5 protein-coding genes and 1 pseudogene are annotated in these 17,602 nt (G+C 46.3%); all 6 read right to left on the bottom strand.

Annotated features, from left to right (window positions below):
• Nucleotides 1-13: 13 nt before the first annotated feature.
• Complete coding sequence (locus tag JCM23214_RS01590; RefSeq protein WP_159104279.1) at nucleotides 14-10,987, bottom strand: SPM autocatalytic domain-containing protein; 10,974 nt, start codon at nucleotides 10,985-10,987, stop codon at nucleotides 14-16.
• 12 nt (nucleotides 10,988-10,999) lie between these two features.
• The gene (locus JCM23214_RS01595) at nucleotides 11,000-11,935 is read right to left on the bottom strand and encodes a hypothetical protein (protein WP_025897172.1); all 936 of its coding nucleotides are present in this window, start codon (nucleotides 11,933-11,935) and stop codon (nucleotides 11,000-11,002) included.
• Nucleotides 11,936-12,064: 129 nt separating this feature from the next.
• Nucleotides 12,065-12,211: pseudogene (locus JCM23214_RS26390) on the bottom strand (toxin-activating lysine-acyltransferase); the annotation flags it as partial.
• Between the two features lie 556 nt (nucleotides 12,212-12,767).
• Nucleotides 12,768-14,039, bottom strand: a complete 1,272-nt coding sequence (locus JCM23214_RS01605) for an adenine nucleotide alpha hydrolase family protein (RefSeq protein ID WP_025897175.1) — start codon at nucleotides 14,037-14,039, stop codon at nucleotides 12,768-12,770.
• A gap of 6 nt (nucleotides 14,040-14,045) precedes the next feature.
• Entirely contained in the window at nucleotides 14,046-15,470 is a 1,425-nt protein-coding gene (locus tag JCM23214_RS01610) for an HlyD family type I secretion periplasmic adaptor subunit (RefSeq protein ID WP_037492552.1), read from the bottom strand.
• The gene (locus JCM23214_RS01615) at nucleotides 15,436-17,583 is read right to left on the bottom strand and encodes a type I secretion system permease/ATPase (RefSeq protein ID WP_025897178.1); all 2,148 of its coding nucleotides are present in this window, start codon (nucleotides 17,581-17,583) and stop codon (nucleotides 15,436-15,438) included. The genes JCM23214_RS01610 and JCM23214_RS01615 overlap by 35 nt, the downstream gene beginning before the upstream one ends.
• Nucleotides 17,584-17,602: the final 19 nt, after the last annotated feature.

The following is a 17,602-nucleotide window of genomic DNA, read 5'->3' on the forward strand; positions in this document are numbered from 1 at the left end:
TGAATACTGGAAACTATCTGCCCCAACATAACCAGCATTGTACATAGGTGAAAGAGCCGTCCGAATTTAACGTTACCTCTCCGTTTGTAGCGTTTGTAACACGAGTAAATGTTAAATTTTCACGGGCGGTATAGTCGTCTACTGCCTGCAAAGTAGCTGACACATTCATATTACTCTCTACCGCTAACAAACCACCTAATGAATTTGGTGGTTCGTTTTCTTTAATAACGGTTAGCACAAAAGTATCCTCTTTTGTTAAACCGTATGAATCTGTTCCAATGACTTTAATTCTATACTCCCCAACATCTTCAGCATTGGGAACACCCTCTAATGTATTGGTTTCATCCCTATATGCGAGCCACAAAGGGAGAGTGGATCCATTCTCTAGGAAAAAGCTGAGCTCTAGTGTATCCCCCAAATCTGCGTCACTAAACATAGTGCTAGGTATCAAGTAGCCAAAACTTTCGCCCGCAACAAACGAAACATCTTCTATAGGCGTAACTAATTCTGGTGCATCTGGAATCTGATCAACTATTATGTCAAATTCAACACTTACAAAAGAACCTTCTTTATCTGTAGCAGTGACTGTAACGTTATAAATACCCTCATCAGCACTTGATGGCGTCATCCCGTCAGTTGACTTTAGTATGCCATCAACCAAATCAAGCCACGCAGGTTTTTCACTGTTGTCAGTCATCTTTAAGGAAAACGTTAATTCATCGTCAGCATCCACATCCTTAAAGACTTTGTTTTCACCGATATCAAATGAGAACTCTTCATCAAAATCAACTAAGTATTCACCCATACCCTGGTCAATTTGCGGATCATCATTCACATTGGCCACTGTCACGCGAACTATATTTGTCGCTCTATTGCCAAAATAATCTGTTGCAGTAACCTCTAATTCAATGAGACCAACATGCTCATTTAATGGTGTCCCAACTAAGGTAAGAGTGTCGTCAACCACCGCTAATTGCAGCCATGAAGGTAGACTCTCCCCAGTGATTTGCCTTACTTCAAACTCCAGCTCATCGCCAATCACACTATCATTGTCTATAAATAATGAACCAAATTCATTAAATACAAACTCTGTGTCTTCAACAGCTGAAGCTTCAACCATTCCGGTAGAAGCGGGAATACTTGAATTATCTAATGATACAACCTTGTCTGAAAATTGCAGAAATTCAACGTTTTCTAGTACATCTACGCCGTCACTGCCTGAATTTTTATGAGTTACTGTCCATTGTAGTGTTGTAGTATTAAATACAACTTCGTAGGAATCCACCACATCAGTATAAATAGCGACATCTTGTCCATCACCACCAAAAAGGCTGTCATTGCCTTCTAAACCAAACAATGTATCATCCCCGTCAAAGCCATAGAGCTTATTATTTGCACTATCTCCTTGTAGGTGATCTCTCCAAGTAGAGCCGTTTATATTTTCGCCGTTTGTGTATGCATAAAACTCTATAATTCCGATCGCGTCATAACTTGAAGCAACAGCACCTCCAACGGAATAAGTAAAATAAGCGCCCTGAAGAGTATTACTTTGTGGTGTGTTATATGAAATAGTGCCGTCTGAAATCAAATTTATGATCGCATTTGGATCTTCTTGTCCGAGCAATTGGTAACTCAAGTCATCTACAGAGTTATCATTAAGAAGCGATGAGAGAGAAGCTGATAATCCTGCCTCATTACTGAATACAAACCGACCTGAATGGCTAATCGAGTAAGTATTAAGCTCTTCGAAGCTCGATTGCATTTGGATTTGCTCAATAGAGCTAAGAATATCTGTTTCACCTGATTGGTTGTTTTCTACGGCTATTCGTCCTTCCATGAACTTGAAACTGTAATCAGCGAGCTCACCAGATAAAATTACTGTATCAAATCCTAGACCTCCAAATAAGTGATCGGATCCAATACCACCATCCAATGTATCATTCCCTATTCCACCATCTAGGACATCATCTCCTTCTCCACCAGAAAGTGCATCTTGACCAGAGCCGGAGCTAATTAGGTCATCACCGCTTTCACCGTAAATTGTATCGTCCCCAGCATATGAAATGATAAAGTCTTTTGTGTTTCGGCCATAAACTTCTGCATCTTCGAATTGCCCTTCAACAAATGAGTTATCACTGAGATCTACAATTTCACCATCAAAAAACTCAAGAATCTCTATGCGATTATGTGCTATTCGCCAGTTTTTTATTTCAACGCGATTTTCTGTTTCAAATGCCTGAAGATCGTCGTCAAATTGGTCACGAATTCCAATTATTAGGTCATCACCTCGCAATGAAAATACCAAGTTTTCTTTAGTTATACCTGAGCTAAAAGTGATCTTGTCACTATCACCCGCACTAAATTGTTTAAGTTGAGTGTCATAGCCATAAGAAAACTTCAGTTGATTGTCCTGTTCATAATACACTGGCTGACCACCGACATGCTCAGCCCAATAATTATCATAAATGACATCAATACCGCTTTGGGTCGAAATCTCGTATACATCGTCACCGGCTCCACCTTCTAAGTAATCAGCCCCGATGCCTCCACTCAAAGTGTCATCACCTTCACCAGCCACTAGAAAGTCTGAACCATTTGTTCCTATGAGATGATCATCATTTGAAGATCCTATCAGTTCAGATAGAGAAATTTGTGCTGAACTACCATTCAACTGATCGACACCATTGATCGAAATATTTTCAATACGATTAGCAGAATTATACCAATCTTTGAGCAAAACTGTTGTATCAAGCTCGCTGATTGACTGGCCGTCCAAAAGCTCACCAACACCAATTAACAGTCCATCTTTTGTAAATTCATAATGCAGAGTTGTATCTGGAGATGGATCTCCACTTTCAGTAGATACAACAAAATTTAGGGTGTCTTGCCCCCCATCAACTTGGTACTGACGATAATCAAACCTCTGTTCAAAGTCATCAATAGCACCTGACTCACTCCTTACAAAGTACCCTTCACCATCATAAACATCATAGCTGTACTGATAAACTTTTCGGACATCTGTTTTTGTTTTCTCGTCGATCCAATGGTTGTCAAAAATAATTGAATGCCCATCACCAATGGTTACGTCAAATTGGTCGTTACCCGTAGTGCCCTCTAGCAGTTTAACACCCTGCAAATGAGCGCTTGATTGGGAAATATAATCCTCTAAAGCGATTTCAGTGCCATCATCGAAGCGTAATTTTTCAACTCTCGAGTTTTTGTCAACCCAATTTTCTATCACGACTTTATCGACTAATTCATGGATTGTAGCGTCCGGGAAAAGAGTATTTCGAATTGCAATTATCAGATCTGAACCATCGAACTGAATTAACAAATCATCTATTGTAAGATCGGATCCAATGTAAAGCCGATCTTCAACGCCGCCATTCCCACGAACTCCTAGGGTACTTTCCTTAGTAGTAATATTTAGCGTTCGTTCTTTTAACTCAGGTTGATAACCAGTTACTTCGACATATCGTTCTAACAGCGTATCCGCTAGCCCACCCAAATACGGATCTATAATACCGCGCTCTATGATACGATCGGAGCCAGAACCAAGTTGCAAGAAATAAGAATCATTCCCTTCCCCGCCTTCCAACAAATCATCTCCACTGCCACCGATGAGTGTATCTTCTCCCTTGCCACCCAGCAATGTATCGCCACCACTATCTCCTGACAAAAGATCATTGTCGTCCTGACCAGACAAGTAGTCATTGCCGTCGCCACCGAAAAGATTGTCATCACCGTCGCTGGCTTTTATGGTGTCATGCCCTGAACCACCTTCAACTTGGTCGTTACCATAACCAGAATTTATACTATCATTCCCATCCCCGCCGAATACAGTATCATCTCCATTTTTTGAAGCGATATAGTCATCTCCGCCGTTGCCTTCAAAGAGGTTGTTCCACTCATCACCGACAAGCGTATCAGCACCGTCGGCACCAGCAACCCCTTCGATGTGATCCAGGGTATCTGTGAAATTATAATCACCCGATATGGTTGCAGTCCCAGCATCCAGATCAGCATTAACCGTATAGCTGATTGTTTCGCGGGTATCGTCTTCCACATCTGCAATGGAGGCATAATCGACAATATCTGTGCCATCCCCCCCTTTCAGGGTATCCACGCCGGTACCACCAACAAAACGGTCTGAGCCGATGCCTCCATCATACAGGTCATCACACGCACCACCGGCAAGGGTATCGTCGCCCGCGTCACCAAAGAGGCTATCTGCGCCAGCGCCGCCGAGCAAAATATCCTGCCCTTCACCGCCGATCAGACTGTCAGCAGCGTCACCGCCATCAAGCAAATCACTTCCATCTCCGCCTACGAGGGTATCTGCACCCCCTTCACCCAGCAGTTCGTTACTGGCATCATCTCCGGTAATATAATCTGCATATGACGTTGCTTTGATGGCCTCTATCCCGTCAAAACTGTCACCTGCCGCGTGACCACCGGAAGCGGTATTTTCCTCCAGATCAATTGTTACACCCGCATTTGATCCGTCATAGGAGACCACATCCTGACCGTCGCCGCCGATATATGTGTCACCGCCAGCACCACCTTCGAAATAGTCGCTGCCAGATGAACCTGACAGAGTGTCCGCGTGGGACGATCCTACAATTTTTTCAAAGCCACTGATTTCTTTTACAGTGCCATCACCCTCAGTTGCAGTCCCTTCTGACAGATCTACAGAAATGCCTGCACCAAGCCCTGCAAAACTGAGAGTGTCCTCTCCGCTTCCGCCATCAAGGGTGTCAGCACCGGCATTCCCAATGATCAGATCATCACCAGAACCGCCATAAATCTTGTTACCCGAAGCAGCGTTATCACCAATCAGTGTGTCTGCATATGACGAACCAATTACATTTTCAAAACTGTCGAGCACGTCGTCGTCAGCGTCGAAACCTGTGGCAGTCTGATTAAGAAGATCGACAGTAACGCCCGCATCGATATCAGCGCCGGTGAGGGTTACGCCTTCGTATACAACCTCATCATCCGCACCATCCGCACCTTCGATGGTCTCTTTCGTAACAGACTGATAGGACACCGTATCCAGCCCATCACCACCGAGGAGGCTATCTGCACCAAGCCCACCCTCGATAAAGTCATCACCGTCGCCGCCGACCAGCGTATCAGCACCCGCATCGCCAAATAGCGCGTCATCACCGAGACCACCTTCGATGCTGTCATCACCGCCGAGCCCGACCAGGCCGTTATCCTGATCATCACCAACAAGTGTATCTGCACCCGCATCAGAGCCAACCAGGTTTTCAAATCCTGCAAGCGTATCACCAGCAGCATCACCACCCGACGCAGTTCCTGCTCCAAGGTCAACAGAAACTGCTGCGGTGGATCCTTCATATGACGCTGTATCAATTCCTTCACCGCCATCCAGAAGATCTGCACCTGCACCGCCTTCAAAACGGTTTGTCTCTTCGCCGCCGGTTAGCGTATCCGTATAAGCACTACCAATAACGTTTTCAACGCTAACCAGATGATCTCCCTCAGCATCCCCGCCGGCGCCAATAACAGTATCTGCGGACAGATCGACAGTGATTGCCGCCGCAGAGTTCGAATAATCGGCTGTATCCTGACCAGAGCCACCATCGAGGGTATCGGCACCATCACCACCGAGCAGCAGATCGTCACCGGATCCACCATAAATCTCCGCATTTATCGCTGTACCGGAGGACAATGTATCATCACCGTATCCACCAATGGCAATTTCCGCATTAACATCGGCCAAATCCAGGGCAACCCCGTTTTCGCTATCGATAACGACGGTATCCTCACCTGCCCCTGCGTCAACAAAGGCGAGATCATCATCACCATCAACATAGAGAATGTCATCCCCGGCGCCCGCATCCATGGCATCAACACCAAGACCACCTTGCAGAACGTCGTTTCCATCACCGCCGAGAAGACTGTCCGCACCCGCTTCACCGATCAATTGATCGGCGCCGGCCGTACCCACCAACGTATCATCACCAATACCACCGGAAAGATTGACATTACTGTCACCGCTACTAAACAGGTAATCATCCCCGTCGCCACCAACGAAACCTTCGGCATTGAACGCATTAATATCAAGATTCAGATCCGCGGTACCGGAAAACAGGATCAGGTCCTCTCCGTAGCCAGCATCCACACGTCCATGCAACAAATCTGCCTCATCAATATTCAGCAGATCATCGCCGGCACCACCAATTAGCGTATCACGGCCTAAACCACCTGTGAGGGTATCATCTCCATGCCCACCATAAATGTAATCATTACCAGCTTCTACATCGATCATGAAACCAGTGGTTTCATCGCTTGCAATATTTATTGTGTCGTCACCTAAGCCAGTTGTTAAGAACGACCCTAACTCAGATGTAAGTTCAATATTGGCACCGTTATGATCATACTCGTCATTGGCAAACAGTACGTTATCTTTATCTTGAAATACAAACCGGCCGAAACCAAATGCACCTTCAATGGTGTCCTCAACAAGCATGCCGTAATCATAATCGAGATAAATTCCGTATGCGGCGCCTTCCTGATCTGTTGTCTCCCCGATTTGCGTAATCTCGTTTTGCGTGACAACTTCATTGCCTTCTAGATAGCGGCTGCCAAAATCATCATTCAGGTCTATTTCGGTAATACCATATCGATGCAGGGACTTGATCTCCCCAAGATCAGTCTCCCCATCCTGATTGAGGTCCTGCCAAATCCGCACAGAGTCAAAATCAGCATCATTGGCATTAAAAATTCCATTCCCGTCCGTATCGAGGCTAGCAAGAGAAGCGGCTTGTCCAACAAGTGAAGCAGGGCCATAAAAAGCCGAAAACATTTCTGTGATACCATTAATGCGGCCATCATTATTCCGGTCCATAACCAGAATGCCATCCTCTGCACCGATCCAGCCAGTTTGGTCTTTATAACCGTCCTCGTTCATATCAAAGAGAACACTGCTCTCTTCCAGAGAAATGAGATCAATACCGTCTCGGTTCAAATCCACAGCAAATATGCTATTGCCACGGTCACCCCCAAACAGCTTTTCCAGAATCTTTGATTGGTCTAGAACTGTTGTTGGATGATCAACAAACTCTATGCGCTCCACACGATTAAATTCTGCACCCCAGTCACGGATAATCACCTGTTCATCAGCGCTATTTTCAACACCCAAAACACTTATAACAAGATCGTTACCTACCAAGCCGAAAGAAAGATCACTTTCGCTTATGCCGGTGCCAAACAGGACGGTATCATTATCACCCGCATTAACCTCTTCGTATTTTACGTGGGTATGCAATTCGCTATTGTATACATGAACATCTTCAGTCACCGTTTCATATGTAGGTGTTTCATTTCCCCAATCATCCACAATCACCCCATTTTCAAACTGTCTTGTTTGAGTGGTGAGATGGTGGTAACGGACGTTGACTGTGTCTACAACACGATCCCATCTAGTATCAAAAATTAACGTTTCTTCATTACCGCGCTCAAAAAGATAAACATCATCACCGCCCCCCCCTAAAAGAGTATCATTACTGCCCAATACAGACAGCTGTTCACTAGCGTCAGTACCATTTACGATACTTCCGATGGAATCTGGGAGTTCTTCATAAAATACCGGTGCAACCGCATCGTTAAAGACATCCAACGTAGCCGCTTGCAAGATGATTTCTTGCCCTCTATCAATTTCAAGGATAGATGACATGTCAAATTCTTGACCGCTCTTGAAACGCAATGTATCAAACTGGTTCCATCTTATATGCCAGTCCTCTACCAAAAACTTTTCAATATATTCAGCTGTCTCTCCTTCTGGTATTTGCGGCGATATGACTTCGATATGCAAATCATTACCAGACAGCTTAAAACTCAGTTGAGTTGAATAAATCCCAAACTCAACTGTTAATATATCTTTCCCATCGATATTGAGTTCTCTGTAAGACTCGGCACCCTCATAGGAGGTTCTCGTCATCCAACCGTCAACGAATGCTGGATCGGCCCCTTTTCCGCCATTATGAATTTCAAAGTCACCTTGGATCCATTTAGTGCGCTCAACAAGAATGTCCGAATTGAAATTTCCTTCACGCAAATACGTATCGGAATCATGCACTATGTTCAGCTCAAGTACAGACTCCGCGCGAAGTTTATCAGCCTCCCAATCAGACACTTCCCAATCTGGCAATTTATCCAAAAATAGTGCCTGATTGTCCATATACTCACCGTACCTTACGGCAATAGCCAAATCCTCAGACATCTCATCGACTGTTTCAGCATCAGTATGGGCGAGCGCACGCTTCATATACAGATCACCGCCCTCAATCTGAATTTCCTTGAAGACCCGTGTCACTTCAGCGTCGATCAAATCCTGAACTGTGTCATACTGCTTATTGTCAGTACCAACAAATCGATTTCCCCGATATCCGAACTTAACAACTTCGTCATAGTCAAGTGCGCGCCCACCGACGACCTCCAAAAATGCGTTCAATGCGTTCGCGCCCGCCTGTCCGATATTTCGGGCATAATCGCGATCCCCACCATTAATTGACGTTCCATCAACAATGAAAAAGCCCTCATCACCCAAACGAAAGCCCAACTCTGCAAAAGTCGTGGCCGTCGGTTTGCCTGGATCCCCACCAAATAAACCGCCAAATGCAGCACCAACAAACGCACCGATAAAAGCACCAACAGCGGCTCCGAACGGTCCACCCAGAGGAGCACCTGCTTGCGCTCCCCATACAGCTCCGGCAGACGCTCCGATTGCACCTCCTATAGCCTGCCCTTGAGGGTTTCCATCAAAGATTGCCATTGCGAATTGAGTGCCCAGCATACCGCCAATAGCACCGCCAACCGAGTTTGCTGCACTGAACTCTGCCGCCCCAAAAATTTGGGTAGTATCCTTGGCCAATGTTGCAGCTGTATATCTAACTGCTTCACCACCAATTGCTCCCAACATAGAACCGGCTAAGTCACCTGCAGCTCCGAAAGGTTCAAGTAACTCGCCTACCAAAGTGCTAGTAATGAGACTGCCTACTCCAGCGGCTATACTCGAGCCCACACCGGTAACGAACCCTTCACCAAAAGTATAACCACCACCAGCAACTGCGGAGCCAATTGTTTTACCCAACTCACTAAATGTTGTTCCTATGACCGCGCCAGCAACAAGTTGAACGGCCTTATTGTCGCCCGCAAATCGAGCCGCAAGCTGGTTCCCAATTGCAGAACCAATCGCACCACCAATTTCTGTATATCGCTGTTGATCTGCGTAAGCTCTGAGTTGCTCTTCATACGCTTGACGTTGATCCTCCGTCTCCTGAATTATATTGTCTACAAATTTCCTTTTTCCAGCATCAAGTTTTGACAATTGCTCGTCTGTGATGTCTCCCTTAAGGTAAGCAGCGCGAATTTGCTGCCTTTGTAATTCAGTACCGTAATCAACATCAAAAGGGGAATCTGTTGCGGCGGCGTTATGAACATCAATAATATCGCCTAAATCAACGTTTTTTGTGAGTAAGTAAGAATAGCTCCCTCCAACAGCTAGCACATTATAGATTGCGCGCGTGTAAATGCTGTCATTGATTCCCTTTAAAGCGAAAGGGTCTGATGTAAACAAATAGTCGTCACTCTCGTAACTAACATCTGCCCATGGATTATCCTTTTTTAATATTCTTGGGGAATTTACATCTACTCTAAACTTACGATTGACTTCCAAATATAGTTCAAATAACTCAGGAGAGATTTCGTTTAAATGTTTTTCTAAGTTTAGATTGATTTGGTACGAGCTCTCACTTGGATCAAGAGAACTAGACAGTGAAGCATCTTCAAGCGAACCATTAGCAAGAATCTCATAATCTAATTTAGCGAGAATTTCATTTACAAATTCTTGCTGATCTACTGTCGGAAACTCGAAAAAATTAAAACCATCCTGAGATGGCCTTACGGAAGGGTAGCCCCCCTCTGCTTCTAAAGTCTTACGAAGGTTATAAAAATCTGCGGCCTCGGTACCATAAACTGGCTCATGACCATACCGGCTTATATAATCTGTTTCGCTTATTTTTTCGAAAAGCTTGATACCCCAGCGATTTAGCGGAATACCTTGGGGGTACTGCTGGTCGGCTCCCAAAAAAGCTTTTAGAGCGGCCCGCATTTGGTCAAATTCAAAAGCATCTCTACGTAAATCAGGATTAGTTATCCAGCCTTGATGCAGAAAATCTATTGGCTCAAAGCCCAATTGACCCAAAAAACCAAAATCTAAACTCGGTGCTCCCACAAAACTGTAATTAACATATTGGTCAAAAAAAAGCGCGCCTAACTGTCGCCCTTCTCTTAAAAAATCTAAATCATTTCGTTCAGCAATGTAAGCAATCTTGTCATTGCTATCTTTTACCACTATCAAATCTTTATCAACTAATTCAATGGTAAAGCTAGGGTCTAAAGTTTCAAAATCACCGTTATTTACTCTTACAAAATCACTCAATCTATTGCCCAAAGACCACACAGCAATTGGAGTGCCTTCCGTAACCATGGATCCAAGTGCCTTCGCAAAAGTTTTTGACGCAAACTCACCCAATGTCGAAAAGTTTTGTAAATTTCCGGGAAAATAGGGTCCCATCTCCAGCGAGTCCCAGACACGCCTATCGAGTTGCTGCATTTGCTCATCTGACACGACACCAGATGTAGAATTAAACTCAGGAGTCGCACCACCGTTCACCTGAACATCAATTTCCTCTAACAACGACCAAGCAATTTGGTCAGAAAAATTATCTAGTGTAAGATTATAGCTTTCTAAATTATTGAGTTTTGCGACATAATTACCAATTAATGCCACACTTCCAGCAAAACCACTATATGTTGAAATTTGAGCCTGAAATAACGCTTGTCGACTACCAGTTAACTTGTAGTATTCAAAATAGAAGCCCCCCCTGTCTCGTCGTTCTAGAAATCCCTGAAGATGATCCACATCTTGTGAAGTCAAAAATTCCTTGGTTTCCACATTAATCTCCATCTATTCCTGAACGATAACACAGTTGAGATACCGAGAAACCATATCCTCAACTTGATTAAATTTTAGGTCTTTAGGCTGCCCTCTAAACAACACGAGTAACTTGTCGCCAATTAATAAATAGACGCTGCAACCAATAAGCGTCGGATTATCGTATGCGTGAGCACAAATAGCCTTTGAAAGGAAGGAATCCGCCTCCCTGATATAGTCATGCCTAAATTCCTTATGCCCTTCACCAAAATCCTTAGAGAAAGAAAAAATTGTCCTGCCAAATTTCTCTCCTCTTGGCGTCACGATTACATCCTGAAGCCCAATACTATTTTCGTAAGCGTCACTCATCATCCAGCCGAAATTCTGTGAATCTGGTATGGCAACCAATCTCATACGGAAAACAAGATCTGGAAATAACCCGCTTTCACGCCTCATCGACTTCCGCACTTCTTCATAGAAATTTGACTTATGGCCTAAAATTTTGCCGTTATAATTTGATCCGTGAACAAGCAGTTGAACTCCTGTCTCACCAAGGTATGAATCAGGGTAACCTACAGAAGTATCACTAAATCTGCGAGACAACGAAAATATAGATTCAAAATCTTCATTGGGAACTAAAAGGCCAAACCCAAACCCAGATACTCGAGGTTCTATGTAGCTCCAAGGAACATCTAAATTCAGTCCCACCTTTTCCTTTAGACAGTTTTTGGCAACTGTGAGACGATCTGATTGATTGAGCCAAATTTCAAAATGCAATACCCAAGGCCAAACGAAATGGTAAGAAAGAAAAAGGAAGCTTACGCAACACGCCGACCAAAAAGCATAAATGGTTCTCTTTCTCGATTGAAAGAAATAAAACCCACCAATCATTATTGTGATAAACAACAGCAAAAATAAAATTAAGAAAATAACCGCCAATGGCGAAATTCCAATCCAAAAAGCTGTCAACTCACCACTCCACGACAGCCATGCCCTTGCCATCTGGGGCGGGTTGGAGGGTTTTGATTTTTTTATCTTTGAAGACTTTTTCTTTAAGTTCTTTGGCGGCTTCCTGTTGCCACCGAAGGGGACGATCAGGTCCATCAGCCACAAACGATCCCCAGAGTTCCAGTCGGCGGGGCCCAGTTTTCGAACCCCTTGCATCATGCGCTGCTCCGCCTCTTCCGACAGGTAAGCCCAACTGGCGAAGCCACCGGCACATGACCGCGATGCCAGAAATAACATTGCCCCAGTGAAATCGGTGCTCACACGCCCATTCCATGTCAGTCACAAACAGATGCTTGTGAGTTTTGGAATGCATCATCAACCAGACCGCGTTTCCAAAAGCGGCGATTTTCTCCGCCGATGAGGGCAGCTTTTTCTGCTCTTTCGCCTCAGCCGCTCTGGCAGCATTCAGAGCTTCTTCGCTCACGGAACCGGTTGCCGCTTTCAAATCCTCAGCCGCTTTTTTAATGGCATCGGCTTTGCCTGCACCGTTCGTGGCACCCGCAGAAGTCGCAGTGGATTTTTGAGCAGATTTTCCAGATTTAGGGGTTTTTGACATGATACTTTCCCGACTTTTTAATACATCGCATGAAACGCCTGATTAAAAAAACGGGAAAAATAATTATACTTCAGTTACTTAAACAGCCAAAAGCCTGCCACTCTATGCAGCAAACTGATTGCCCCCCGACAATTCAATCAACCGAAACAGACTTTTACTAATGGTTAATTTACTCTTAATTATAATTGTTTCCACCATTAGTGGCAAGCGTAAAAGTTGTTCAGTTCCAAATTTCCCTCACGCATTTTGTAAACGCTGCTGCTCGCGCACCTGTGCCATCAGCTCGCATGTGTGGCAAACTCCGCATTCTGCGACAGTGCCGTCTTCTTTTGGAACCGGGCGCCTGCAGGTCCAGCTCAGCTCCACCAGTTCCGCCGGCATACGACGGATCTGCTCCAGCTTGGGGAGAACTTCTCCCAGGTCACGCGATGGGGGCTCGTAAGGTGCGCAAAGTTCGCGAAATAGCTCAACCACATGTTTTTGGCGGTTCGGATCGGCTGTTTCTTCCTTACACCAGCCAATAACCGCTTTTTGAATATCAAAAGCTTGCGTGTCAGAAAAATACCTCACCGATGTGGCAAGTGTATGCAATACGGGCATAATGTCGTATCCGGTGGCATGAAATCCGCGATGATCCAGCGTGGACTCGCTATAGATAAAATCGCGCATATTTTCCCGGCACCATTTAACAATTTTCAGTGTTCTTTCAGCTTCGATTTGCCAGCGCCCATCATCATTGATCAGGTTGATATGGTGCGCTATGACCTGCCTGTCATCGTCTTTTAAAAACCTGTATAATTGATAGACACTGTCTATACCGCCAGAAAGCATGATCAACATCGCGGGTTCGTTTCCGCCAGTCGACTTGCTACCAGACTTCTGCTCTTTACTTCGTGCTTTTTCACCGCGGCAGGATTTGCAATACCCACATTCAGCGAATAGTCCTTCGCCCGCAATTACAGGTCGCTCGCAGTTCCAAGTCATTGCCTTCAGCTCGGGTGGAAGTGATTGCTCTTGTGCCGGGGGACTACCGGTTGCAATTTTAGGAGCCGGATAGGGAAACGCATAAGCATTAGCGATCACCTGAAAAGACGGGATCCTGTCACTTTCATCCTCTGTGCTTTCACTTCCGATAAGCGCCTGAAGCAGCGGGCGGGCATGTTTCAGATGAAAATTTCCACCAATGAGGCCAATTTCCGCACTGATTGCCTGCAACTTATCCGCATGATAGGCGAGCCCTTTGTAATCTGCGACTGACTCCGAATAGGCGAAGTCGCGTGTGTTTTGGCGCAACCATTCAACAATTTTCTTACAGCTATGAGATTGAGCGATATGTTCACTAAAAGGCGAGGTGTAGTGAACATGATGCACCAAGACGATATCATCTGTGTTTTTTAACAGATCATATAAAATCGCGGTGCTTTTTGCGCCTCCGGAAAGCATGACAAGGGTTGATTTGCGAGCATATCGAATCTGCGCCTTATCACCTTTAATCTGAACAATACTCATGCTGACCTATCGCTCCTTCAAGCTTTCATTTTTATATTTCAGTAAGGGCGTGAGCACGTATTCGAGCACGCGGCGGTCTCCGGTTTTCACCTCGACGGTTGTGGCCATGCCCGGCGCGATATTGACCATGCGCTGATCCACCTGGATCTGATGCGCGCCCATTTCGATCCGCGCGTCATAGACGAGGCCAAGTTGCTCATCTTCGATGGCGTCATTGGATATGGTCAGGACCCGCCCGTTAATCACTCCATATTTTGTATAAGGAAAGGCCTCCAGTTTAATTTCAGCCTCCTGATCGACTTTGACAAAGCCGATATCCTTATTGAGAATTTTCGCATTTACTACCAGTTTGCTGTTATCCGGAACAACAACCATGAGGGGTTTCGCCGCCTCGACAACGCCGCCAATGGTATGAATGGCCAACTGCTGCACCACACCGCTCACAGGGGCGGTCAGCTTTCGTAAAACATCCCGTCGCTCGGCTTTGAGCAGTTCCTGATCGATGGCATCAATCTGACGCTGAACCTCATTAAGTTCCTCAAGGCGGGTTTTGCGGATTTCATTTTCCTCACGCAATTGTTCCTGAAGCAAGGCAGAAATAGACGCCTTTACTTCCGCGACACCTGCTTTTTCCGTGAGGATATCTTTTTCATTTTCCACCTGGGTCTGCTGCAACTCCAACAGGCGAAGTCGCGCCGCATACCCTTTTCGCTCCAACTCGGCAATGGCGTCCACCTGCTCTTTTATGAAGGGCAGTGAGGCTTCCAGCTTTTCAATTCTGGCGTTGGCTACTTTAAGCTGCGCATGACGGCGAGCCCCTTCTTCACGGTAATACCGCATCCGGGCGGCCTGCTCAGCCAGTTCATTCTCAATACGTTGCATTTGCAGGCGCACCCGAAGAGGGTCGGCCCCTTCTGGCGGGGAAAACGCCTCCCTCGCCTTTTCAGGCTCTACCAGAAGGGCTTGCAGACGCGCCAACTCCAGTGACGCGGTCATCCGTTCCTGCAATAGACGATCTCGGTCTGCCTCACTATCGGTGGGATCCAGCTCGATAAGGATATCCCCCGCTTTTACATGTTGACCATCTGTCACATGGATAGCTCTTACAACTCCAATTTCGGAGGCCTGAATATATTTGACATGATCGGCGGGGATCACTTTTCCCGACGCTGTCGCAACCACATCAATCTTTCCAAACCATGCCCACAAAGCGGCAATGGTCAGGAAGGCCCCGATGCTCAGCATTACCCCTCGCCCAACAGGCGAGGCCGGAGTTTCCATCACTTCGATCACAGCGGGCAGAAACTCATATTCACTTTTACGGCGTTTGATTTTGGGGCGCTCTTTATCCGCTTTTTTAGCCTCTTTCCATACGGAGGCGGTTCGCTTCATACCCTCAAGCATCCTCAAGCCCCCCAAGCTGTTTGTCATACAGACTTCTGAAAAGACCGTTTTGCTTCAGAAGCTCCTTTGGCGGCCCATCTTCTACAATCCGCCCCCCTTCCATGGAGATAATGCGGGTGGCATCGCGAAGAGCGGACATACGATGGGCAATGATGAAGGTTGTACGCCCCTTCACAATCTGCGCCATGTTCTGCTGAATGATTTCTTCACTTTCCGCATCCAGCGCACTTGTTGCTTCATCGAAAATGAGAATACGTGGTGAGTTTACAAGTGCGCGAGCAATGGCAATGCGCTGACGCTGGCCACCAGAGAGGTTTAACCCACGTTCTTCAATTTCGGTATCGTAACCTTCCGCCAACTCCAGAATAAAGTCATGGGCACCGGCCAGTTTCGCGGCGGCAATCACTCTTTCCATGGGGATTGTCGGATCACTGAGCGCAATGTTATCCCGCACCGACCGACTGAACAGGATGTTTTCCTGAGGCACCACTCCCACCTGTCGCCTGAGCCAGGCCGGATCAACCATGGATACATCTGTCCCGTCAATCAATGTGCGACCGGTTTCCGGCACATAAAGGCGCTGCAGTAGCTTGGCGAGGGTGCTTTTACCAGACCCGGAGCGCCCTACTATTCCAACGACCTCACCCGGCTGCACATCCATAACAAGAGAGTTCAGAACTGGCGGCCGATCCGGGCGATAGCGAAAGCTCACATGATCGAAACTTACCCGCCCTTCAATTGAGGGTGGGCGGACCCGGCCTGGGCGATACGCAGGTTCCGCCGGTGTGTTGATGATGTCCCCCAAACGCTCCACAGATACGCGCACCTGCTGAAAATCCTGCCACATTTGCGACAGCCGCAAAATGGGCTGTGTCAAGCGGTTGGCCAGCATGTTGAAAGCGATGAATTGCCCAACTGAAATATCACCGTCAATGACAAGCTGGGCGCCGAACCAAAGTGTTGCGGCAGTTGTCAGCTTGTTAATCAGTTGGATGGATTGACTGCCAATATTCGCCAACCAGTTTACACGAAAACCCGCCCCGACATAGCCAGCAAGCTGCTCTTCCCAGCGGCGCTGCATTTGTGGCTCCACCGCCATGGATTTGATTGTTTCAACACCGGAAATGCTTTCCACCAGAAACGCCTGATTTTCCGCACCGCGCGCAAACTTTTCCAGCAGGCGTTTTCGCAAAATTGGCGTTATGGCAATTGTGACAGCAATGTAGAAAGGGAAAGAGGCGATCACGACCCAGGTCAAAGTGCTCGAATAAAAATACATTACCCCCAAAAACACAAAGGCAAAGAGCAGGTCCATTACAATACTCAATGCATGACCGGTCAGAAACTCCCGTATGCTTTCAAGTTCACGGACCCGCGCGACAGTGAGACCAACTCTTCGAGACTGAAAGTATGCAATTGGCAATGCCAAGACATGGCGAAAGAGTTTTGCACCCAGTTCGACATCCATTCGATTGGTGGTATGTGCAAGCACATAGGTCCGAAGCCCCCCCATCAATACTTCAAAAATCGTAACTGTAATTAGCCCAAAGACAAGCACATCCAATGTCGAAAGGCCCTTGTGCACCAGAACTTTGTCAATGACCACCTGAAAAAACATCGGTGTAATCAATGCGAAAATCTGAATAAAGAAGGACGCAATCAGTACTTCGCCAAACAACCGCCGAAAACGAACGATGGAGGGGATAAACCAGGTAAAATCAAAGCGGCGATCCTCCCCCACTTCCTGCGCACGGGTCGTCAAAAGAATTAGCCGCCCTGACCAGCTTGCTTCAAACTCTTCACGGGTTAATGTCGTAGGCCGTCCCTCTTGCGGATCCTGAATTAAAACCTGATCTTCGGCCACTTTCGCCAAAATGACATATTCACCAGCATGATTTTCTGCAATGGCCGGAAGATGAATTTTCTCCAACCGGCTCCATTTGGTTTTTGTGGATCGCGCTTTTACACCAAGCTGCTTTGCACAACGAAGAATGTCGGTCCGGGAAAGAGGCTCCCCTGCTTTAGAATATTGATGCCGAACCTGTTCAGGATCAACCGCAATTCCAAGGTATTTCAGCAACAAAACAAGACACGCCAACCCTGTATCCGGCGCACTAACAGGTGCAACTTCTTCGGACATTCTACCCCACCCAACTTAA

It is taken from the genome of Sneathiella glossodoripedis JCM 23214 (assembly GCF_000616095.1).
GTDB lineage: Bacteria > Pseudomonadota > Alphaproteobacteria > Sneathiellales > Sneathiellaceae > Sneathiella > Sneathiella glossodoripedis.

Excerpts from the sequence above, each read along its gene's own strand:
- JCM23214_RS01605 (WP_025897175.1), bottom strand. The coding sequence starts at position 14,039 with ATGAGTATTGTTCAGATTAAAGGTGATAAGGCGCAGATTCGATATGCT.
- JCM23214_RS01610 (WP_037492552.1), bottom strand. The coding sequence starts at position 15,470 with ATGACAAACAGCTTGGGGGGCTTGAGGATGCTTGAGGGTATGAAGCGA.
- JCM23214_RS01615 (WP_025897178.1), bottom strand. The coding sequence starts at position 17,583 with ATGTCCGAAGAAGTTGCACCTGTTAGTGCGCCGGATACAGGGTTGGCG.